This window comes from Streptomyces sp. LN549 (assembly GCF_043203805.1).
Lineage (GTDB): Bacteria > Actinomycetota > Actinomycetes > Streptomycetales > Streptomycetaceae > Streptomyces.
Genome location: NZ_JAZHRI010000002.1, coordinates 3022614 through 3043326, shown reverse-complemented (window position 1 = coordinate 3043326; position 20713 = coordinate 3022614). Strand labels below are relative to the sequence as shown.

The following is a 20713-nucleotide window of genomic DNA, read 5'->3' as shown; positions in this document are numbered from 1 at the left end:
CGCCCCCATTTGTGTGATGCCTGAGTCTGACGGGATCCATCGACGGGGGTACTGCCAACTGGTCCTGGAGCTGGACGTGTTGTGGAGAACCGGAACCTAGATTCGACTGCATGAACCCCAGACGTCGCAGAGCCGCCGTGGCCACTCTGCTCACCCTGGCCCTGTCCGTGCCGCTTTCGGGTGCCGCGTCGGCCGCCCCCGTCGGCCCCGTGGAGATCGCACCCCGAGTCGCCTACAGCAGCGGGTTGGAACTGCCGCCGCTCACCGGTCCGTACCCCGTGGGCCGCCGCACCCTGCACTTGACCGACCGGAGCCGCACCGACCCGTGGGTGCCGACGGCCGGCAACCGGGAGCTGATGGTGACGGTCTCCTACCCCGCACGCTCGGCGAGCGGGCCACCGGCGGCGTACATGACCGACGAGGAGGCACAGCTCCTCCTGGAGGCGAGGGGACTCGGCGGCGTCGTGCCCCACGCAACGGTTGCCGGAGCACGTACCCACGCTCAACTGGGCACTCGCCCGGCGCCAGGACGATTCCCCATGGTGCTGCTCTCCCCGGGGTTCTCGATGCCGCGGTCCACACTCACCTCGATCGCGGACGATCTCGCGAGTCGCGGCTACGTCGTCGCCTTGGTGGACCACGCGTACGAATCCGTCGGGACTGCCTTTCCGGGGGGTCGGATGCTGACCTGTGTGGCCTGTGAACAGGTCGGGACGCGGGAGGAACAGGCCGCCGCAGTGCGCGTCCGGGCCAAGGACATGTCCTTCGTCATCAGTGAGTTGACCCACGGCCAAGGGTCCGGAGCGCTGTCCCGGGTGATCGATCCGAGCCGGATCGGAATCGGCGGGCATTCCATCGGGGGCGCGGCTGCGGCGGCGACCATGGCCGCCGACCGTCGCGTGCGGGCGGGGGCCGACCTGGACGGTGACTTCTTTCTGCAGCCTGCCGCGACAGGCCTCGGCGGGCGCCCGTTCATGATGATCGGCGCCGCGTCCACCCACAGCCCCGGGAACCCCACGACCGACTGGTCCAAGGCGTGGAACCACCTGAACGGCTGGAAGCGCTGGCTGACCGTTGACGGTGCCGAACACTTCTCCTTCACGGATCTGCCGTATCTGGCTGGGCAGTTGGGCCTGTCGGACCCCGCCGTACCGCTCTCCGGAGAACGCGGGTGGCGCATAACCCGCGACTACGTGTCAGCCTTCTTCGACCTTCACCTGCGAGGCATGTCGCAGCCACTCCTGGACGGCCCCGCTGCCGCGTATCCCGAGGTCGCACTTCAGCAGCCGGGACGCGGGCCCCTGCATTAGCACTGCCGCCCGTTCAGCGCGTGGCGGCTCCCTCCGGCGGGGGCGCGGGGACGAGGTCCCCCTCGTACGCCTCCCGCGCATCCCGCAACTCCGGCAGATGCTCCGCCGCCCACGCGCAGCAGGCGGCCATCGGGGCGAGCAACGTGCGTCCGAGGGCGCTCAGTTCGTAGTCCACCCGGGGCGGGATGCCGCCACCGACGGTACGGGTGACCAGGCCGTCCCGCTCCATCGACCGCAGCGTCTCGGTCAGCACCTTGGGCGTGATGCCGCGCAGCGGGACCTCCAGTTCGGAGAAGCGCCGGGGGCCGGCCTCCAGGCACCTGATGATCTTCGGTGTCCATTTGCCGCCGATCCGGAACGGCGAGGTGACGTGGGAGCAGCCGGTGAACATTTCGGGATCAAGTGGTTGGCTCACCCTGGCGAGCGTACGTAACTATCGTTGCGGAAACCATGGGGTGCGGAGCTAGCTTCCGAGGCACCGGCCGGCGATCCGTCGGCCCTTGTCGAAGGGGCCCTCATGAGCAGCAGAATCGTCGTCTTCGGGGCGGGCGGCCGCGCCGGCCGGCGCGCCGTCGCCGAGGCGGCCGCGCGCGGCCATCAGGTCACCGCGGTCGTCCGGGACCCGGCCAAGTACGGGGATCTGGCCGGTGACCGCGTGAGGGTGGTCGTCGGCGACGTCACCCGGGCGGACAGCGTCGCGGAGGTCGCCGCCGGACATGACGCGGTGATCAGCGCCGCCGGCCGGCTGGACATGCCTTCGGACGAGTTCTACGTGAGGGCCGCCCACGCCCTGCTGGACGGCCTGGCCCGTGCCGGGGTCGGGCGCCTGGTCCTCATCGGGATCGGGTCCGTGCTGGAGACCGAGCCGGGCGTGGCCGTCCACGACGCTCCCGGCTTCCCGGAAGAGGCACGGGCCTTCTCGCTCGGGCACGCGGCTGAACTGGACGCGCTCCGAGCCGCCGAGACGGACATCGACTGGCTCGTCATCGCCCCGCCACCCGTGATGCTGGACGACGAGGCCCCGCGGACGGGCCGGTACCGGACGGGCGGCGAGCAGGTGATGGCCGACGGTGCCCCGGTCTTCTCGTACGCGGATCTGGCGGTCGCCCTGATCGACGAGATCGAGACCCCGAAGCACCACCGCTCGCTCACCGCGGTGGCAGGCTGACCGCACCGGCCTCTGGCCCCGGGGGCTCGTCCCGATGCGCCTCCTCAGGTGTGGCCCTCGCGATGTCAGCCCCGCCCGGTACCGTCACGACCATGTCCACCAGGTCCTCCACGACGTCCTCCACGACATCGTCCACGCCGAACATGGCCGTACTGGAAGGCGTACTCGAGCGCATCACGTACGCCAACGAGGAGAACGGGTACACGGTCGCGCGCGTCGACACCGGCCGGGGGAGCAACGACCTGCTCACCGTCGTCGGTTCGCTGCTCGGGGCGCAGCCCGGTGAGTCGCTGCGGATGGAGGGGCGGTGGAGTTCCCACTCGCAGTACGGCAAGCAGTTCACGGTCGAGAACTACACGACGATCCTCCCCGCCACCATCCAGGGCATCCGCCGCTACCTCGGCTCCGGGCTGATCAAGGGGATCGGTCCGGTCATGGCCGACCGGATCACCACGCACTTCGGCGTGGACACCCTCGACATCATCGAGCAGCAGCCGAAGCGCCTGGTCGAGGTCCCCGGGCTCGGGCCGAAGCGGACGAAGATGATCGCCGCCGCGTGGGAGGAGCAGAAGGCGATCAAGGAGGTCATGATCTTCCTCCAGAGCGTCGGCGTCTCGACCTCCATCGCCGTCCGTATCTACAAGAAGTACGAGGACGCGTCGATCTCCGTCGTGAAGAACCAGCCCTACCGGCTGGCCGCCGACGTCTGGGGCATCGGCTTCCTCACCGCGGACCGGATCGCCCAGGCCGTCGGTATCCCGCACGACAGCCCGGAGCGGGTCAAGGCCGGACTGCAGTACGCGTTGTCGCAGTCCAGCGATCAGGGGCACTGCTTCCTGCCCGAGGAGCGGCTCATCGCGGACGCGGTCAAGCTCCTCCAGGTCGACACCGGGCTGGTCATCGAGTGCCTGGCCGAACTCGCCGCGGAGCCGGAGGGTGTCGTACGGGAGAAGGTGCCCTCGCCCGAGGGCGGTGAGCCGATCACGGCCGTGTATCTGGTGCCCTTCCACCGGGCGGAGATCGCCCTGGCCGCGCAGGTGCGGCGTCTGTTGCGGACGCCGGAGGAGCGGATGCCCGCCTTCGGCGACGTGGACTGGGACAAGGCGCTGAAGTGGCTCGCGGGACGTACCGGCGCGACGCTGGCGCCCGAGCAGGAGGCCGCCGTGCGGCTCGCGCTCAGCCGGAAGGTGGCCGTGCTGACCGGGGGACCCGGCTGCGGGAAGTCGTTCACCGTCCGGTCGATCGTGGAGCTGGCCCGTGCGAAGAAGGCGAAAGTGGTGCTGGCCGCGCCCACCGGGCGGGCGGCGAAGCGGCTCTCCGAGCTGACCGGGGCCGAGGCCTCCACCGTGCACCGGCTGCTCGAACTGAAGCCGGGCGGCGACGCGGCGTACGACCGGGACCGTCCGCTGGACGCCGATCTCGTCGTCGTCGACGAGGCGTCCATGCTCGATCTGCTGCTCGCCAACAAGCTGGTCAAGGCCGTGGCACCAGGTGCCCATCTGCTGCTCGTCGGCGACGTGGACCAGCTGCCCTCCGTCGGCGCGGGGGAGGTGCTGCGGGATCTGCTCGCCGACGGCAGCCCCGTCCCGGCCGTCCGGCTGACCACCATCTTCCGTCAGGCCCAGCAGTCCGGCGTCGTCACCAACGCCCACCGGATCAACTCCGGCATACCGCCCCTCACCCAGGGACTCAGCGACTTCTTCCTCTTCGTGGAGGACGAGACGGAGGACGCCGGAGTGCTCGCGGTGGATGTGGCGGCCCGTCGCATCCCGGCCAAGTTCGGACTGAACCCGCGCCGGGACGTGCAGGTGCTCGCCCCCATGCACCGCGGCCCGGCCGGGGCCGGCCATCTCAACGGGCTGCTCCAGCAGGCCATCACCCCGGGCCGCCCCGATCTGCCCGAGAAGCGGTTCGGCGGCCGGGTGTTCCGCGTCGGCGACAAGGTCACCCAGATCCGCAACAACTACGACAAGGGGGAGAACGGCGTCTTCAACGGGACCGTCGGCGTCGTCACTGCCCTTGACCTGGACGAACAGAAGCTGAGCGTGCTCACGGACGAGGACGAGGAGATCAGTTACGACTTCGACGAGCTCGACGAGCTGTCCCACGCGTACGCCATGACGATCCATCGCTCCCAGGGCAGCGAGTACCCGGCCGTCGTCATCCCCGTGACGAAGAGCGCCTGGATGATGCTCCAGCGAAACCTGCTGTACACGGCCGTGACGAGGGCCAAGAAGCTCGTCGTGCTGGTCGGCTCCCGGCAGGCGATCGGCCAGGCGGTCCGCACGGTTTCCGCAGGCAGACGCTGTACGGCGCTGGATTACCGGCTGCGCGGAGGCATCGAAGGAGGATCCTCGGAAAAAATGATCGATCAAATCGGTGGGAAACATCACGCAGGTCTTCCGCAACCGCAGTCAAGGGGGCAGGATGAATAAGTTCGCGGCACTCAGTGCCGCGAGTAGGTCCAATGGACGACCCCGAGTGCACTCTCCTGAGCCAAATGGGGGAGGGTGGAGACAGTCAGGGAACCTCGAAGAAGAGGCACTACGTCGGTGAGGGATGACGTGAGCGAGCACACCAACAACGCTGTAGTACTGCGGTACGGCGATGGCGAGTACACCTACCCGGTGATCGACAGCACCGTCGGCGACAAGGGCTTCGACATCGGGAAGCTCCGGGCGAACACCGGTCTGGTGACGCTGGACAGCGGATACGGCAACACCGCTGCTTATAAATCGGCCATCACCTACCTCGATGGCGAGCAGGGCATCCTGCGGTACCGCGGCTACCCCATCGAGCAGCTCGCCGAGCAGTCGACGTTCCTTGAGGTCGCGTACACGCTCATCAACGGTGAGCTTCCGAAGGTCGACGAACTGTCGGCCTTCAAGAACGAGATCACCCAGCACACACTGCTGCACGAGGACGTCAAGCGGTTCTTCGACGGCTTCCCGCGCGACGCCCACCCGATGGCCATGCTGTCCTCGGTCGTCAGTGCGCTGTCCACGTTCTACCAGGACAGCCACAACCCGTTCGACGAGGAGCAGCGCCACCTCTCGACGATCCGGCTGCTGGCCAAGCTGCCGACCATCGCGGCGTACGCGTACAAGAAGTCGATCGGTCACCCGTTCGTCTACCCGCGCAACGACCTCGGCTACGTCGAGAACTTCCTGCGCATGACCTTCTCGGTCCCCGCCCAGGAGTACGTGCCGGACCCGGTCGTCGTCTCGGCGCTGGAGAAGCTGCTCATCCTGCACGCGGACCACGAGCAGAACTGTTCGACCTCCACCGTGCGTCTGGTCGGTTCCTCGCAGGCGAACATGTTCGCCTCGATCTCCGCCGGCATCTCGGCGCTGTGGGGTCCCCTGCACGGTGGCGCCAACCAGTCGGTGCTGGAGATGCTCGAGGGCATCCAGGCCAACGGCGGCGACGTCGACAGCTTCATCCAGAAGGTGAAGAACAAGGAGGACGGCGTCCGCCTGATGGGCTTCGGCCACCGGGTGTACAAGTCCTTCGACCCGCGCGCCAAGATCATCAAGGCCGCGGCCCACGACGTGCTGTCCTCGCTCGGCAAGTCCGACGAGCTGCTCGACATCGCGCTCAAGCTGGAGGAGCACGCGCTCAACGACGAGTACTTCGTCTCGCGCAACCTCTACCCCAACGTGGACTTCTACACCGGTCTGATCTACCGGGCCATGGGCTTCCCGAGCGAGATGTTCACCGTGCTCTTCGCGATCGGCCGGCTTCCGGGCTGGATCGCCCAGTGGCACGAGATGATCAAGGAGCCGGGTTCCCGCATCGGCCGCCCGCGCCAGATCTACACCGGCGAGGTCCTGCGCGACTTCGTCCCGGTCGAGGGTCGCTGACCTCCGCACCACCCCCGCACCACCCCGGCCCTGTGGGCCGGTTGCCTTCGCCCCGACTGCCGCGCTTTCGCACAGAGCGCGGTGTCCGGGGCGATTTGCTTGCCCGGAGCATGTCGCCGCGCCTGCTCGTGCTGCCGCGCCTGTGCGTGCCGCCGCGCTTGCTCGTGTCGCCGCCCCTGCCCGTGCGGTCCGCACGGGAGCGCTCCCGTACGAAAGCGAGAAGCGCCTCGCCATCGATCCCCCCACGGGCCGACAACGAGGCGCTTCCCATATCCCGGAGCGGATTCCCCCCACGGGATCCGGCCGGGCGTTCAGAGGGAGCCGAAGCTCCTGGGTTCCTCGGGTACTGCTGGTTCCTGCGCTTTTCCTCGTACCGCCTGCGCGTGCCGCCTGCGGTCTGCCGGGGTACGTACGAACGGGAGGGCCGCTCAAAGCTCCCCGCGCACGTGCCCCGGCCCACGCTTGCCCGGAGCGTCCCCCAAGACCCTCCGTCGGACGTCCCCCAAGACATCCTTTGGCATCGCACTCTAAGACTCGCGAACCTGCCGAATGGTTACCCTTGAACCAGTGTGATCTAAGTCTCTTTGTGGAAGTTACGTGAAGGACCGCAGGCGCAGGCTGTTCGTCACGACGAAGACCGAGGAGAAGGCCATCGCCGCTCCCGCAATCATAGGGTTGAGCAGGCCAAATGCCGCAAGGGGTAGAGCGGCAACGTTATAGCCGAATGCCCAGAAAAGGTTGCCCCTGATGGTGGCCAGGGTGCGTCGGGAGAGCCGGATGGCATCGGCTGCCACCTTGAGATCTCCACGAACGAGGGTCAGATCGCTCGCCTCGATCGCGGCGTCCGTGCCGGTGCCCATCGCCAGACCGAGGTCTGCGGTGGCCAGCGCCGCCGCGTCGTTGACCCCGTCACCGACCATCGCGACCGCTCGCCCCTGAGCCTGCAAACGTCCGATGACGTGGGCCTTCTCCTCGGGCAGCACCTCGGCGCGGACCTCGTCGATTCCCACCGCGCGGGCCACCGCCTCCGCCACCGCCCGGTTGTCGCCGGTCAGCAGGATCGGCTTCAGGCCGAGCGCGCGGAGGTCGGCGACGGCCGCAGCGCTGGATTCCTTGACCGCGTCGGCGACCTCGAAGACACCGCGTGCCTCGCCGTCCCAGGCGACCGCGATCGCGGTACGGCCCTGGGCGGCCGCCTCCGTCACCGCGGCGGCGAATGCGTCGGGGAAGTCGATTCCGGCGTCGGTGAGCAGCTGCTCGCGGCCGACGAGGACGGTGTGGCCCTCGACGACGCCCTGGACGCCGAGGCCGGGGATGTTGGCGAAGGCCTCGGGGGTGGGGAGGGGTGCTTGGGTGCGGTCGGTGGCTCCGGTGGCGACGGCCTGGGCGATGGGGTGTTCGGAGGCGTGTTCGAGGGCGCCGGCGAGGCGCAGGACGTCGGTCTCGGTGACTCCGTCGGCGGTGTGGACGGCCTGGAGGGTCATCTTGCCGGTGGTGACGGTGCCGGTCTTGTCGAGGACGATGGTGTCCACCCGACGCGTGGTCTCCAGTACTTCGGGGCCCTTGATCAGGATGCCGAGCTGGGCGCCGCGTCCGGTGCCGACCATGAGGGCGGTCGGGGTGGCGAGGCCCAGGGCGCACGGGCAGGCGATGATCAGTACGGCGACGGCAGCCGTGAACGCGGCCGTCACGTCGTCCGTCACCAGCAGCCAGGCGACCAGGGTGACCAGGGCGATCACCAGGACCACGGGGACGAACACCGCGGAGATCCGGTCGGCCAGCCGCTGCACCTCGGCCTTGCCGTTCTGTGCGTCCTCGACCAGCTTCGCCATCCGGGCCAGCTGGGTGTCGGCGCCGACGCGGGTGGCCTCGACGACGAGCCGGCCGGAGACGTTCACCGTGGCGCCGGTGACGGAGTCCCCGGCCCGCACGTCGACGGGGACGGACTCACCGGTGAGCATGGACGCGTCCACCGCCGACGCGCCCTCGACGACGGTGCCGTCGGTGGCGACCTTCTCGCCGGGGCGGACGACGAAGCGGTCGCCGGCGGCGAGCCGGTCCACGGGGACGCGTACCTCCGTGCCACCCCGCAGGACCACGACGTCCTTGGCGCCCAGGTGCATCAGCGCCCGGAGGGCGGAGCCGGCCTTCCGCTTGGACTTCGCCTCCAGATAGCGGCCCAGCAGGATGAAGGTGACGACCCCGGCCGCGACCTCCAGATAGATGGTGGAGGCGCCCTCGGCGCGGGAGACCGTGAAGTCGAAGCCGTGCCGCATGCCAGGCATGCCGGCGTCGCCGAGGAACAGGGCCCAGAGCGACCAGCCGAAGGCGGCGAGGGTCCCGACCGAAACCAGGGTGTCCATCGTGGCCGCGCCGTGCCGGAGGTTGGTCCAGGTGGCGCGGTGGAAGGGCAGCCCGCCCCAGATGACGACGGGGGCGGCGAGTGCGAGGGAGAGCCACTGCCAGTTGTCGAACTGGAGGGCCGGGATCATCGCGAGCGCCACGACGGGGGCGGCGAGGACGGCAGAGACGATGAGCCGTTGCCGCAGTGCGGCGAGAGCGAGGGACGGGGCGTCGTCGGTCTCGGCCCCGGTGCCGCCGTCGGTGTCGGTCCCGGTCCTGGTCCCGGTGCCGGCGTCGGCACCGGTGCCGGCGTCGTCCGTGGTGCGGGCCCCGGCGTGGGGCGCCGGGGCGGGGGGAGCAGGGGCGGCCGGTGTCGGTTCCGGGCGATGTACCGGCTGCGCCGTGTAACCGGTCCTCTCGACCGTGGCGATCAGATCAGCGAGGCCGGTCCCGGGGCCGAAGGCGACCCGGGCCTTCTCGGTCGCGTAATTGACGGTGGCGGTGACCCCGTCCATCCGGTTCAGCTTCTTCTCGACGCGGGCCGCGCACGACGCGCAGGTCATCCCGCCGATCGTGAGCTCGGCCTCCGAGCTCTCCGCTGCCGGGACCTCGACCTCTGTTGCGCTGTGCATGTCCGAACTCCTGAAACGCCGACCGGGCCGTGCCCCACCAGTATCTGCTGGTCGGCCCGGCCCGGCGGCAAAGGGGTGATGCGTTTGCGGTGGATCCCGTAGCGGTCAGGCGGCCAGGCCGACGAGCTCGTAGCCCGCCTCGTCGACGGCTGCGCGCACGGCCTCCTCGTCCAGGGAGGCCTGGGAGACGACCGTCACCTGCCCGGTGGACGCCACTGCCTTCACCGAGGTGACACCCTCGATGCCGGAGATCTCCTCGGAGACTGCGCCCTCGCAGTGTCCGCAGGTCATGCCGGTCACCTGGTAGACGGTGGTCACTCCGCCCTGCGCGGCGCCCGCGCTGTCGTGGCAGGAACCGCTGGGCGAGCAGCAGGAGCCGGTCGCCTGGGGGAGCTGGGTCTCGGCGGTCATCGTGTTCTCCTCTTTGACGAGCACAAATGGATGTGGCGGCAGGGGCCCAGGGGGACTCCGGGAAGGCCGGTGCGCCTCCACACTCATCACTGTATACCCCTAGGGGGTATAAATGCGAGTGGTTCCCGGGGGTGGTGGGCCAACCGGGTGAGGGGCGGTCAGTCCCGGCGGCCCCGGTTGCCCGGACGGGCGGCGACCCAGGCGCGGATGGTGTCCGCGTACCAGTAGGGCTTACCGCTCTCCACATGGTCCGGAGCCGGAAGAAGGCCGTGTTTGCGATAGGAGCGGACGGTGTCCGGCTGCACCCGGATGTGTGCGGCGATGTCTTTGTAGGACCAGAGCCCTCTGTCCGTCATACGTGCCACCTCTCTGCGCCGCAGCGGTGGCCTGGGGGCCGTCGGGGAAGCTGCGGCACGGACGCTGTCGATCACTCAGCCTCTGGCCGGTGAACGAGGGCGACGGGAAGTGGGGTGGGCCTGTCGACCGCCTGTGACGGAAAACCCGCGTAACGAAGACATGTGTGACGAGCAGGACACCTCTGAGACAGAAGGGATGCAAGGTGCCAAGGCGACTGCGCCTGTCCGGCGGGCGCGCCCGGGCCCGAGCCCCGGGCGCACCCCGGCCGTCAGGCCCGCCAGAGCGCCGACCAGGTGCGCGGGCCGACGAGGCCGTCCGGGACGAGCGGCGGGTGGTCGGCCTGGAACCGCTGGACCGCGGCGAGGGTCCGCGCGCCGAACACGCCGTCGACCGCCTCCCACGGCAGGTAGCGCCGGTTGGCGAGCATGCACTGCACCTGGGAGACGCGCTCACCCTGTTCGCCGAACGTGGTCAGCCCGTCCCCGTCGTAGAAGGCGCAGACGGGGCTGGAGCCGGGCGGGGGCGCGTTGTTCTCGTCGGCTGCGGCGCCGGGCGCCATGGCCAGGGCGGCGGCCAGGACGAGCGCGGCCAGGGCCGGGCCCCGGGCGGCGCGGCGGAACGGCGGAGTCATGCGGATCACGGTGGGGTACTCCTCGAACGATGCGGTGACGGTGGCCGGTGCCAGTGGAAGCGGCCCCGTCCTCTCGTCGAGGACAACACCGCGTACCGCCGTCACGTCACTCCCGAGACGGCGGTCAGGGCGTGGCCCGCCCCGGTCGGCCGAGGCCGCACTCGCCGCCGGGGCCGTCCTTGCCGCTCTTGAACCGGGGGCGCGGCGGGCAGGGAAGGCGGGTAGGGAAGGAGGTATGACGATGCGAGGAGAGCCGGGACACCACCTGCCCGCGGGCAGTACGGCGAGCGGTCGCTACGCCCTGGACATCGGTCCGGAGCGGGCCGGCTGGGAGCGGTCGAGCCTCCGGGTGGTGGAGCTGGAGCCGGGAGGTGTTCACACACTTGTCACCGGAGAGTGCGAGTGGATCGTACTGCCGTTGACCGGTGGCTGTACGGTGCACACCTCAGATGAGATCTTTGAACTGCTGGGCCGGAAGAGCGTGTTCAGCGGGGTATCCGACTTCGCGTACGTACCGCGTGACGCCCATGCACAGATCGCCTCCGGCGCAGGCGGCCGCTTCGCCCTGGCAGGAGCGAAGTGCGAGCGACGACTCCCCGCTCGCTACGGCCCCGCGCCGGAGGTACCAGTCGAGCTGCGCGGCTCGGGCAACTGCTCGCGCCAGGTCAACAACTTCGCCGCGGCGGACACCTTCGACTGCGACCGGCTGATCGCCGTCGAGGTCCTCACCCCGGGCGGCAACTGGTCGTCCTACCCGCCGCACAAGCACGACGAGCACCACCCCGGCGAGGAGTCCGTCCTGGAGGAGATCTACTACTTCGAGGTGGCGGACGACGGCGTCGGCTACCACCGGGTCTCCCCGTCCCGCCCGGGCGGTACGGACGTCCTCGCCGAGATCCGCACCGGGGACGCCGTCCTCATCCCCGACGGCTGGCACGGCCCGTCCATCGCCCCGCCCGGCCGCACGCTCTACTACCTCAACGTCATGGCGGGCCCGGGGGAGCAGCGGGAGTGGCTGATCCGCGACCACCCCGACCACCGCTGGATCCGGGACACCTGGCCCGCACAGCCGGTGGACCCGAGGCTTCCGTTCTACGGGAGCGAGGCGTCCGGGTGACCCCACCACGACGCCCACACCCCGACCGTCCTCCTTGTGTCTACGCCGGGACCGAAACGGCAGACACAGTGTCGGGGCCCCCTCCGGCGCGGGCGTGGTGGGATGTTGATGTAGCCGAAAAGGCCACTCGCCCGTCGGAGGCCCCAGCACGGGAAGAGCACGACCGCCGCCTCACCTACCGACGCCTCACGACCGACGCCGCCACCTCTGAAGGAGACACAGTATGAAGACCGTCAACCACTGGATCGGTGGCAAGACCGTCGAGGGCGCGTCGGGCAACTACGGCCCGGTCACCGACCCGGCCACCGGAGCCGTCACCACCCAGGTCGCTCTCGCCTCCCTGGAGGAGGTCGACGCCGCCGTGGCCGCCGCGAAGGACGCGTACGCCACGTGGGGAACCTCGTCGCTGTCCGCCCGCACCGCGATCCTCTTCCGCTACCGTGCGCTGCTGGACGCCCACCGCGACGAGATCGCCGCCCTGATCACCGCCGAGCACGGCAAGGTGCACTCCGACGCGCTCGGTGAGGTCGCCCGTGGTCTGGAGATCGTCGAGCTGGCGTGCGGAATCACCACCCAGCTCAAGGGCGAGCTGTCCACCCAGGTGTCCACCCGGGTCGACGTCTCCTCGATCCGCCAGTCGATCGGTGTCGTCGCCGGCATCACGCCGTTCAACTTCCCGGCCATGGTGCCGATGTGGATGTTCCCCCTCGCCGTCGCCTGCGGCAACACCTTCGTGCTCAAGCCCAGCGAGAAGGACCCGTCGGCCGCCAACCTCCTTGCCGAGCTGGCCTCCGAGGCCGGCCTGCCGGACGGTGTCCTGAACGTCCTGCACGGCGACAAGATCGCCGTCGACGGCCTCCTGAACCACCCGGACGTCTCCGTCGTCTCCTTCGTCGGCTCGACCCCGATCGCCCGCTACATCCACGCCACCGCCTCCGCCAACGGCAAGCGCGTCCAGGCGCTCGGCGGTGCGAAGAACCACATGCTGGTCCTGCCGGACGCGGACCTCGACGCCGCGGCCGACGCCGCCGTCTCCGCCGCGTACGGCTCCGCCGGTGAGCGCTGCATGGCGATCTCCGCGGTCGTCGCGGTCGGCTCCGTCGCCGACGACCTGGTCGCCCGGATCAAGGACCGCGCCGAGAAGATCAAGATCGGCCCCGGCAACGACCCGACGTCCGAGATGGGCCCGCTGATCACCGCCGCCCACCGCGACAAGGTCGCCTCCTACGTCACCGGCGCGGCCGCCCAGGGCGCCGACGTCGTCCTCGACGGCACCGGCCACACGGTCGAGGGCTTCGAGGACGGGCACTGGATCGGCCTCTCCCTCCTCGACAACGTCTCCACCGACTCGGACGCGTACAAGGACGAGATCTTCGGCCCGGTCCTGTGCGTGCTGCGCGTCGACACGTACGAGGAGGGCGTGGCGCTGATGAACGCCTCGCCGTACGGCAACGGCACCGCGATCTTCACCCGCGACGGCGGCGCCGCGCGTCGCTTCCAGCTGGAGATCGAGGCCGGCATGGTCGGCATCAACGTCCCGATCCCGGTGCCGGTGGGCTACCACTCCTTCGGTGGCTGGAAGGACTCGCTCTTCGGCGACCACCACATCTACGGCAACGACGGCGTGCACTTCTACACCCGCGGCAAGGTCACCACCACCCGCTGGCCGGACCCGGCCGACGCCCCCGCCGGCGTCGACCTGGGCTTCCCCAGCAACCACTGACACCGCGCCACCCGCACAGCACTGCAGGGCCGCTCCCCCGGGGCGGCCCTGCAGTGGTTCGTGGGAGGTCAGCGACCGGTACCGGCCGCCTCCTCGATCATCCGCTCCATCGGTACGACAGCGACCCGCCCCGAGACGACGAACGCCAGCACCATCGCCGCCACCAGCACCACCGTGCCGGCCCACACCATCGTCTCGACCGGCACGGTGTACGCCCCCACGGCCCGCACCGCACACTCGGCCAGCAGCGCCGCGCCCCACACCGCGGAGAACCGCACCTCGGCCCGCCGGAACGCGTCCGACTCCGTCGAAAGCCGCAGCCAGGCCGCGGACTTGGCAGCCTCGCCCCGCGTCAGCCACGGCCGCAGCCCGGCCGACATCATCGGCCGCCCACGCAGCGCGGTCACCAGGACCACCAGACCGATGGTGCTGCTCACCCCGCTGTCCTTGAGGAGCATCAGCCGCGGGTCACCGGCCACCAGACTCAGTAGCAGCCCCACCACGTTGACCGCCACCATCAGCGCCGCGAGCGCGTTGAGCCGCCGGTCGCGCACCACACCCCACACCGTCCGCACGCCCGGCACCACACTGCTCCAGGCCAGCGCACCGAACGTCCCCATCCCCGCCGCCTTCAGCACGTAGTACGAGGCGAGCGGCACCGCCACATCCACGAGCAGCGGCATCATGCTGTCCAGCAGGGCTTTGCGCGGGGAGAACGGAACGGCGCCGGCCGGAGCGTCGGCGACAGGTGCGGTGACTGTGGCGACCGGGGTGCTCATGACGGGTTCCTCCCGTATCGGCGGCGCCCTCGCGGCTCCCGCTCTCGATACGTACAGACTGGCCGTCGGACCCCGGTCACCGGCAGAGCCGGGTGTACTGACCTCTGTATGACGAATGTCAGTGTCCGCGAGTGACACGGCCCGGCCGGACCTCACATGGCGGACCGTCAGGAACGCTTCGCTCGGGGTGGCTTCGGAAACCCGTTCGCCCGCGAAGGCCCGCCGGTGCTGGGATGTCCCCATGACCGCACCGACACCGCCGCAGCACGAGATCCGCGCGCTCCACACCGGCACGACCGTCACCGTCTATCAGGCGTACTCCCCGGCCCTCGGCGTCCCCGCCGCCCGTGACGGCCGCTTCCCGCCTGCCTGGAAGCGTGACCGCATGACGTGGATCAAGCCGAGCTTCCTGTGGATGATGTACCGCTGCGGCTGGGCTGCCAAGGAGGGGCAGGAGACGGTCCTGGCCGTCGAGATCAGCCGCGAGGGCTTCGACTGGGCGCTGGCCAACGCCGAACTCTCGCACTACGAGCGGGGCGTGCACCCCGACCGCGCCACCTGGCAGCGCAGCCTCCGCCGTGCCCCGGCCCGCGTCCAGTGGGACCCCGAGCGCGACCTGCACCTGAACCGGCTCCCGTACCGCTCCCTCCAGCTCGGCCTCGCGGGGGAGGCGTCGCGGCGGTACGCGGACGAGTGGACGGTGGCGATACGCGACGTCACCCCGCTGGCCAGGGAGATCCATGAGCTGGTCCGGGCGGGCCGGGACGACGCGGCGGCCCGGCTGCTTCCGGCCGAACGGCCGTACCCGGCACCGGAGGCAACCCCGGGAACCGGCTGAGCCGTCCGCACCTCCGCCCGCTCGGTTCGCACGCCCTGGCTCAGGCCTGCCGGTGCCCGCAGAGGTGAACCAGTTCCGCGGGCGTGCGCCGGGTGGTTGGCCAGCGCCTGCGGCCGGTCGAGGCTCACCCGTCATCGCCGAGAGATGCGCTCCATCTGCCACGGGAGAAGTGGCACACACCATCCGGTCCGATGTGAACCCGCGCGCCGAGCAGGGGCAGCGATCCCTCAGTGTTGAGGCGGTTGCGGATGCGTTCCACAGCGGTCCACAGCTTCCGCGGCCCGCTCTGGTGCACTTCTGGCGGGTCGGTCCACTCGGCGGATGCGCGGGCCCATGACCCGTCGGGATGGACGAGGTAGGCCGTCCGGGTCCGGTTGCCGAGTTCTTCGTAGGCGAGTTCCACGCCGGGCACGGTGAGTTCCAGCATGGACCGCAGTTCCCAGGAGTTCGCGACGTCCACCACGGGATAGCGGCCCGTGCTGACCTCGTCCCCGTCCGTGGTCCGCGCGGTGCCGAACAGTTCGGTGAGCTCGGGCGGGTGGTCGTCCCCGGAGCGAGTGACCATGAAGCCGGCCATGTCCTGCTACACGCGTCCGACCACGTCACCGTTGGCGTGCTTCCAGCCAGTGACGATCAGACAGGTTCGCCCGAGGGTCGTGGCGATGCGCCCACCGGGTGCCATCGCTCCGAGCAGCGGCCTCAGCCCCGTACCGGCGGGCAGGCCGACCGTGGACACGATCCGGTCGTACGTACCGGGCACGTGCTCCGTCGCATCGGCGGTGACGAAGTGGGGGAAGATGCCGAGTCCGGCTAGGCGTTCTCCGGCCGCACGGGTCAGGTGGGCGTCTACATCCAGGCTGGTCACGTGCTGGTCCCCGATGCGCCGGGCCGCGTAGGCGGTGAGCCCACCACTCCCGGTCCCCAGGTCCAGGGCCGACAGCCCTTCTCCCAGCCGTCCATGCCGGAGCATGCGCACCACGAGGCTCGGCATCGTTGCCGATGACGTCGGCCGACCGTGCACCCGATCCCCGATCTGGGCATGATCGGCGTGCAGGGCGCTTGAACAAGAATGGTAGTGAGGGATGAGCACCCCCAAGCTTGAGGCCACCACGTGGCGCAAGAGCAGTTACAGCGGTCAGGGCGGCGACTGTGTCGAGGTGGCGGACGGGGTTTCCGGCATCGTGCCTGTGAGGGACAGCAAGGACTCCACCGGGCCCGTGGTCTCCTTCAGTGGTCGCAGTTGGTCAGCGTTCATCGCTGATGTGAAGGCGGCACGTGGCACCCGCTGACCGTCGCCCCGGCGGTTATATCGGCAGGTGAGGCGGGGTGCGTCGTACGGCGACGGTGTAGGCGTGCCCGCCGGCCAAAAGCAGGGAGGCGGGCACTCGTCGGGCGCCCCGAGTGAAGCCAGGCGTGCAGACTTGGAGCGGATCAGTCTCCGGCGATCCTCTAAAGGCTATGAACACGGCTTGCCATGGGTCGCGGCGATCTGCACGCGCGAGTTGTTGACCCGCAGGGTTGTTGACTCGGCTGATGGGTGGCTTGCAGTCACCCCAGACCGCGGCCTTGTGCGAGAAGGAGGACGGCCAAGGCTGACCCTGTGGCCGGCGTTCCCAACGTGGCAACCGCTCGGATGCAACTTTCCGTACTGAAGTCGATTTCAGGGACGACTGTCCGGCAGGGGCGTTCGAGGCCGACCCGGCCGGTGAGAGGCGCGTCGCGCATACAACCGTATCGCCCCGTCTTCGCTGCCGGTGGCCAGCAGGGAGCCATCGGGAGAGAAGGCCACTGCCTTGACCGCTTCGCTGTGGTTCAGGGGCTCGTGAGCCAGGAGGCCCGTGGCTGGGTCCCACAGCCGCACCGCCCCCTCGTCAATTCCGGTGGCAATGACTGAGCCGTCCGGGGAGAAGGCCACATCGCAAACGGCGAAGTGATCGTCGACCATGGGCTCGCGCACCAGGAGGCCCGTGGATGGGTCCCACAACCGCACCGCCCCGTCGGCACCGGCGGTGGCAAGTAGGGAGCCATCCGGGGAAAAGGCGACCGAATTGACGCAGTTGGTGTGCGCCAGCCGGGGGCGCGGTTGACTGCGAAGGCGCCATCGTGTCCGTCGTGGCGTCGCCTGCTGCTCGATGGGTGGGAGAGTGAGGGGGCCACGGACCAGGCGGCCGGTGAACGGGTCCCACAACCGCACCGCCCCGTCGTCGCTGCCAGCGGCCAGTAGGGCCCCGTCCGGAGAGAACACCACCGTGCCGATATCGGAGCTGCCTTCGGTGAGAGGGCTGCCGACGGCACGCCGGGTGGCCGGGTCCCACAGCTGAACCGTCCCGCTTTCGCCGCCGATGGCCAGCAAGGCCCCGTCCGGAGAAAACGCCAGCGTGTAGACCAACAGCCCGGTATCGCCGCCGAGTTTCCCGACCCGCTCTCGTGTGATCGGGTTCCACAGCATCACGGTGTCGTAGGCATGGCCGCCATCGGCGGCCAGAAGGGATCCGTCTGGCGAGAACGCCACCGCGGAAACATCGTCAGATTTACTGTTAAGTGGCTTGCCGACCGTGCGGCGCGTGGCAGGGTCCCACAGCCGAATCTTCCCGTTGTCGTCGCTGGTGGCCAGAAGCGATCCGTCGGGCGAGAACGCTACCGAGGTGATCGAGGCGTTGCCGGCCAAGGGCGTTCCGACCGGGACGAACCGGCTGAGGGCCGTGTGGTAAGGCAAAGTCTCATTGGGTGCGGACGGTGGGTACCCCGGCACGTCTGTCGTGGGTTGCCTGTGCTGGGGGCGGTGGATGGCGCGGAGCCGGGAGTGGGCGTCTGTTGCCGTGCTGGGTCGGTCCTCGGGCCGCTTTGAGAGGAGCGCGAGTACGAGGTCGTCGAGGACGTGGGGAATGTCGGGGCGTGCCTGGCTGGGGGGCGTGGAGGCGCGGTGGACGTGGGCGTTCATCATGTCCACCGGTCCTTTCGCGTCGAACGGTGGTGCTCCGGTGAGTAGTTCGTGCAGGACGCAGCCGAAGGAGTACAGGTCCGAGCGGGCGTCGCCGGGGTGCCCGGCGAACCGTTCCGGTGGCATGTACGCCAGGGTGCCCATGACCTTGCTGGACTTGTTCGTGGATTCCGTGAACCGGGCGATCCCGAAGTCGAGGATCTTGATCTGCCCGGAGGTGGTGAGCATCAGGTTCGCAGGCTTCAAGTCCCTGTGTACCACGCCTTCGTCGTGGGCGAGGGCTAGGGCTGCGGTGACCTGCACCGCCCAGTCGATCGCGTCTTCCACCTTCGGCGGATTACCCTCGTGCAACAGCGACGCCAGGTCCCGGCCTGCCAGAAACTCCATGACCAGGAACAGGGAGCGATCCGCTTCGTCATACCCGAGGTCGAACACTGTAACGATCCCGGGATGGTTGAGTGCCCCCGCGGTGCGCGCTTCGCGGAGGAACAGGTCCACGCCCGAGGTCTCGCCCGTCCCGTGCGGGAGCAGCTTGACGGCTACCCGGCGCCCGATGACCCGGTCGTGACCTTCCCAGACCTCGCCCATCCCGCCCCGACCAGCTAACCTCACCAACTCATATCGACCCGCCAGCACGCGCACCGTCATTCGCACATTCTCCTCGCTCAGCGATATGACACCCGAACCTGCTCAACGCGAGACTGAACCATGAACATCCCAACCGTTCCAAACGGCACCTGTGTTGAGGTGGCGGACGGGATTTCTGACATCGTGCCTGTGAGGGACAGCAAGGACTCCACCGGACCTGTGGTCTCCTTCAGTGGTCGCAGTTGGTCAGCGTTCATCGCTGATGTGAAGGCGGCACGTGGCACCCGCTGACCGTCGCCCCGGCGGTTATATCGGCAGGTGAGGCGGGGTGCGTCGTACGGCGACGGTGTAGGCGTGCCCGCCGGCCAAAAGCAGGCAGGCGGGCACTCGTCGGGCGCCCCGAGTGAAGCCAGGCGTGCAGACTTGGAGCGGATCAGTCTCCGGCGATCCTCTAAAGCCTATGAACACGGCTTGACGTGGATCAAGCCGAGCTTCCTGTGGATGATGTACCGCTGCGGCTGGGCTGCCAAGGAGGGGCAGGAGACGGTCCTGGCCGTCGAGATCAGCCGCGAGGGCTTCGACTGGGCGCTGGCCAACGCCGAACTCTCGCACTACGAGCGGGACGTGCACCCCGACCGCGCCACCTGGCAGCGCACCCTCCGCCGCGCCCCGGCCCGCGTCCAGTGGGACCCCGAGCGCGACCTGCACCTGAACCGGCTCCCGTACCGCTCCCTCCAGCTCGGCCTCGCGGGGGAGGCGTCGCGGCGGTATGCGGACGAGTGGACGGTGGCGATACGTGATGTCACCCCGCTGGCCAGGGAGATCCATGAGCTGGTCCGGGCGGGCCGGGACGACGCGGCGGCCCGGCTCCTGCCGCACGAACGGCCCTACCCGGCACCGGCGGAGACCCCTGGCACGGGGATGAGGGGTGCGCCCGCCCCGTCCGCTCAGTGAGGGATGCCGTCGATCAGTTCGCGTGCACCCTGACGCAGGAGGGCCACGGCCACGGAGGTGCCGAGGGTGGCGGGGTCGAGGCGGCCGGCCCATTCGTGGGCGTTGAGGACCGTCTTGCCGTCGGGGGCGAAGACCTTGGCCCGGAGCGAGAGTTCGCCGTTGCCCTCCACCTGTGCGTAACCGGCGATCGGCGAGTTGCAGTGGCCCTGGAGAACGTGGAGGAACATTCGCTCGGCGGTGGTCTCGCGGTGTGTGGCGGGGTCGCCGAGTGCGCTCACCAGGTCGATGAGTTCGGCGTCACCCTCGCGGCACTGGAGGGCCAGGACACCCGCGCCGATCGGCGGGCACATCACCTCGGGCGACAGGACCTCTGTGATCACGTCGGTACGGCCGATGCGCTCCAGGCCGGACACGGCCAGGAGCAGTGCGTCGGCCTCCCCGGCGGCGAGTTTTTCCATGCGGCGGTTCGCGTTGCCGCGCATCGGCACGCAGTCCAGGTGCGGGTGCGACGCGGCGAGTTGGGCGGATCGCCGCACGGAAGAGGTGCCGATCCGGGTGCCGGGCGGGAGCTGATCCAGGCGGACTCCGGCCGGGTGCACCAAGGCGTCCCGGATGTCGTCGCGCTTGAGGAACGCCGCGAAGGTGGTCCCGGCGGGCAGGGGCCGGTCGGCGGGGATGTCCTTGACGCAGTGCACAGCGAGGTCGGCGTCACCGGCGAGCAGTGCCTGGTCGACCTCCTTGGTGAACGCGCCCTTGCCCTCGACCGCGCTCAGGTCGCCCATCCATTTGTCGCCGGTCGTCTTGACCGGGACGACTTCGGTGCGGGTGGCGGGGTGAAGCGCGGCCAGTTCGGCGCGCACCCGCTCCACCTGAGCGAGGGCCATGGGCGAGTCGCGGGACACGATGCGGATCAGATCAGCGGCCGACATGGCGCCCATGATAGGCCGTCAGGTAGGTCGCTTTCGCCCGGCACCGGCGACTACTCGGGAGCGGCCCCGGCCGGGCGGGCTGTAGTGAATCATGGTGCTGGGGTACCGGGTGCGACGGGCGGCCGAGGG

Annotated in this window: 20 protein-coding genes; 10 read left to right on the top strand and 10 right to left on the bottom strand. The window is 69.7% G+C overall.

Annotated elements, in window-relative coordinates:
- Positions 1–110: 110 nt before the first annotated feature.
- Entirely contained in the window at positions 111–1310 is a 1200-nt protein-coding gene (locus SH922_RS13580; protein ID WP_393058217.1) for an alpha/beta hydrolase family protein, read from the top strand.
- 13 nt (positions 1311–1323) lie between these two features.
- Here the strand turns inward: SH922_RS13580 and SH922_RS13575 are convergent, their stop codons facing one another.
- Entirely contained in the window at positions 1324–1701 is a 378-nt protein-coding gene (locus tag SH922_RS13575; RefSeq protein ID WP_393063556.1) for a winged helix-turn-helix transcriptional regulator, read from the bottom strand.
- A gap of 126 nt (positions 1702–1827) precedes the next feature.
- On the opposite strand from SH922_RS13575, the gene SH922_RS13570 reads away from it, so the two are divergent.
- From SH922_RS13570 to SH922_RS13560, 3 genes are all read left to right on the top strand, one after another.
- On the top strand, positions 1828–2478 hold the full coding sequence (locus SH922_RS13570) for an NAD(P)-dependent oxidoreductase (RefSeq protein WP_393058216.1): 651 nt from the start codon (positions 1828–1830) through the stop codon (positions 2476–2478).
- Positions 2479–2570: 92 nt separating this feature from the next.
- Positions 2571–4913 (top strand): ATP-dependent RecD-like DNA helicase, encoded by a 2343-nt coding sequence (locus SH922_RS13565; RefSeq protein ID WP_393058215.1) that lies wholly within the window; start codon positions 2571–2573, stop codon positions 4911–4913.
- Between the two features lie 129 nt (positions 4914–5042).
- A complete protein-coding gene (locus SH922_RS13560) occupies positions 5043–6341 on the top strand; it encodes a citrate synthase (RefSeq protein ID WP_136325360.1) in 1299 nt (432 codons plus the stop codon).
- 593 nt (positions 6342–6934) lie between these two features.
- Here the strand turns inward: SH922_RS13560 and SH922_RS13555 are convergent.
- From SH922_RS13555 to SH922_RS13540, 4 genes are all read right to left on the bottom strand, one after another.
- Positions 6935–9316 carry a heavy metal translocating P-type ATPase gene (locus SH922_RS13555; protein WP_393058214.1) on the bottom strand — a complete coding sequence of 794 codons (2382 nt, stop codon included), beginning with the start codon at positions 9314–9316 and terminating at the stop codon, positions 6935–6937.
- 105 nt (positions 9317–9421) lie between these two features.
- Positions 9422–9727: a heavy-metal-associated domain-containing protein gene (locus SH922_RS13550; protein WP_393058213.1), complete on the bottom strand. Its 306-nt coding sequence runs from the start codon at positions 9725–9727 to the stop codon at positions 9422–9424.
- 158 nt (positions 9728–9885) lie between these two features.
- Positions 9886–10083, bottom strand: coding sequence for a helix-turn-helix transcriptional regulator (locus SH922_RS13545; RefSeq protein ID WP_393058212.1), 198 nt, complete (start codon positions 10081–10083; stop codon positions 9886–9888).
- Positions 10084–10352: 269 nt separating this feature from the next.
- Positions 10353–10820 carry a peptidoglycan-binding protein gene (locus SH922_RS13540; RefSeq protein ID WP_393058211.1) on the bottom strand — a complete coding sequence of 156 codons (468 nt, stop codon included), beginning with the start codon at positions 10818–10820 and terminating at the stop codon, positions 10353–10355.
- A 130-nt stretch (positions 10821–10950) separates the two neighbouring features.
- Here SH922_RS13540 and iolB point away from each other — a divergent pair, with 130 nt between their 5' ends.
- Together iolB and SH922_RS13530 are read left to right on the top strand one after the other, a co-directional pair.
- Positions 10951–11832, top strand: a complete 882-nt coding sequence (iolB, locus tag SH922_RS13535; RefSeq protein ID WP_393058210.1) for a 5-deoxy-glucuronate isomerase — start codon at positions 10951–10953, stop codon at positions 11830–11832.
- Positions 11833–12055: 223 nt separating this feature from the next.
- Positions 12056–13555: a CoA-acylating methylmalonate-semialdehyde dehydrogenase gene (locus SH922_RS13530; protein ID WP_393058209.1), complete on the top strand. Its 1500-nt coding sequence runs from the start codon at positions 12056–12058 to the stop codon at positions 13553–13555.
- A gap of 68 nt (positions 13556–13623) precedes the next feature.
- Here the strand turns inward: SH922_RS13530 and SH922_RS13525 are convergent, their stop codons facing one another.
- Complete coding sequence (locus SH922_RS13525; RefSeq protein ID WP_393058208.1) at positions 13624–14334, bottom strand: VC0807 family protein; 711 nt, start codon at positions 14332–14334, stop codon at positions 13624–13626.
- A gap of 241 nt (positions 14335–14575) precedes the next feature.
- On the opposite strand from SH922_RS13525, the gene SH922_RS13520 reads away from it, so the two are divergent.
- Entirely contained in the window at positions 14576–15172 is a 597-nt protein-coding gene (locus tag SH922_RS13520; RefSeq protein ID WP_393058207.1) for a DUF4291 domain-containing protein, read from the top strand.
- 124 nt (positions 15173–15296) lie between these two features.
- Here SH922_RS13520 and SH922_RS13515 read toward each other — a convergent pair whose 3' ends face one another.
- Together SH922_RS13515 and SH922_RS13510 are read right to left on the bottom strand one after the other, a co-directional pair.
- Positions 15297–15737: a hypothetical protein gene (locus tag SH922_RS13515; RefSeq protein ID WP_393058206.1), complete on the bottom strand. Its 441-nt coding sequence runs from the start codon at positions 15735–15737 to the stop codon at positions 15297–15299.
- A gap of 18 nt (positions 15738–15755) precedes the next feature.
- The gene (locus tag SH922_RS13510; protein ID WP_393058205.1) at positions 15756–16193 is read right to left on the bottom strand and encodes a methyltransferase domain-containing protein; all 438 of its coding nucleotides are present in this window, start codon (positions 16191–16193) and stop codon (positions 15756–15758) included.
- Positions 16194–16254: 61 nt separating this feature from the next.
- Here SH922_RS13510 and SH922_RS13505 point away from each other — a divergent pair, with 61 nt between their 5' ends.
- On the top strand, positions 16255–16461 hold the full coding sequence (locus SH922_RS13505; RefSeq protein ID WP_393058204.1) for a DUF397 domain-containing protein: 207 nt from the start codon (positions 16255–16257) through the stop codon (positions 16459–16461).
- A gap of 371 nt (positions 16462–16832) precedes the next feature.
- Here SH922_RS13505 and SH922_RS13500 read toward each other — a convergent pair whose 3' ends face one another.
- Positions 16833–18761 carry a WD40 repeat domain-containing serine/threonine protein kinase gene (locus SH922_RS13500; RefSeq protein ID WP_393058203.1) on the bottom strand — a complete coding sequence of 643 codons (1929 nt, stop codon included), beginning with the start codon at positions 18759–18761 and terminating at the stop codon, positions 16833–16835.
- Positions 18762–18821: 60 nt separating this feature from the next.
- Between SH922_RS13500 and SH922_RS13495 the strand changes: the two genes are divergently transcribed.
- Entirely contained in the window at positions 18822–18992 is a 171-nt protein-coding gene (locus tag SH922_RS13495; protein ID WP_393058202.1) for a DUF397 domain-containing protein, read from the top strand.
- Positions 18993–19124: 132 nt separating this feature from the next.
- Positions 19125–19655, top strand: a complete 531-nt coding sequence (locus SH922_RS13490) for a DUF4291 domain-containing protein (RefSeq protein ID WP_393058201.1) — start codon at positions 19125–19127, stop codon at positions 19653–19655.
- Here SH922_RS13490 and hemC read toward each other — a convergent pair.
- Entirely contained in the window at positions 19649–20584 is a 936-nt protein-coding gene (gene hemC, locus SH922_RS13485) for a hydroxymethylbilane synthase (RefSeq protein ID WP_393058200.1), read from the bottom strand. The two genes, SH922_RS13490 and hemC, sit on opposite strands and share 7 nt — an antisense overlap.
- Positions 20585–20713: the final 129 nt, after the last annotated feature.

Bases quoted from the DNA above. Each gene is read 5' to 3' on its own strand.
- SH922_RS13580 (WP_393058217.1), top strand. From the start codon at position 111: ATGAACCCCAGACGTCGCAGAGCCGCCGTGGCCACTCTGCTCACCCTG.
- SH922_RS13575 (WP_393063556.1), bottom strand. From the start codon at position 1,701: ATGTTCACCGGCTGCTCCCACGTCACCTCGCCGTTCCGGATCGGCGGC.
- SH922_RS13570 (WP_393058216.1), top strand. From the start codon at position 1,828: ATGAGCAGCAGAATCGTCGTCTTCGGGGCGGGCGGCCGCGCCGGCCGG.
- SH922_RS13565 (WP_393058215.1), top strand. From the start codon at position 2,571: ATGTCCACCAGGTCCTCCACGACGTCCTCCACGACATCGTCCACGCCG.
- SH922_RS13555 (WP_393058214.1), bottom strand. From the start codon at position 9,316: ATGCACAGCGCAACAGAGGTCGAGGTCCCGGCAGCGGAGAGCTCGGAG.
- SH922_RS13550 (WP_393058213.1), bottom strand. From the start codon at position 9,727: ATGACCGCCGAGACCCAGCTCCCCCAGGCGACCGGCTCCTGCTGCTCG.
- SH922_RS13545 (WP_393058212.1), bottom strand. From the start codon at position 10,083: ATGACGGACAGAGGGCTCTGGTCCTACAAAGACATCGCCGCACACATC.
- iolB (WP_393058210.1), top strand. From the start codon at position 10,951: ATGACGATGCGAGGAGAGCCGGGACACCACCTGCCCGCGGGCAGTACG.
- SH922_RS13530 (WP_393058209.1), top strand. From the start codon at position 12,056: ATGAAGACCGTCAACCACTGGATCGGTGGCAAGACCGTCGAGGGCGCG.
- SH922_RS13525 (WP_393058208.1), bottom strand. From the start codon at position 14,334: ATGAGCACCCCGGTCGCCACAGTCACCGCACCTGTCGCCGACGCTCCG.
- SH922_RS13520 (WP_393058207.1), top strand. From the start codon at position 14,576: ATGACCGCACCGACACCGCCGCAGCACGAGATCCGCGCGCTCCACACC.
- SH922_RS13515 (WP_393058206.1), bottom strand. From the start codon at position 15,737: ATGGTCACTCGCTCCGGGGACGACCACCCGCCCGAGCTCACCGAACTG.
- SH922_RS13505 (WP_393058204.1), top strand. From the start codon at position 16,255: ATGAGCACCCCCAAGCTTGAGGCCACCACGTGGCGCAAGAGCAGTTAC.
- SH922_RS13500 (WP_393058203.1), bottom strand. From the start codon at position 18,761: ATGACGGTGCGCGTGCTGGCGGGTCGATATGAGTTGGTGAGGTTAGCT.
- SH922_RS13495 (WP_393058202.1), top strand. From the start codon at position 18,822: ATGAACATCCCAACCGTTCCAAACGGCACCTGTGTTGAGGTGGCGGAC.
- hemC (WP_393058200.1), bottom strand. From the start codon at position 20,584: ATGTCGGCCGCTGATCTGATCCGCATCGTGTCCCGCGACTCGCCCATG.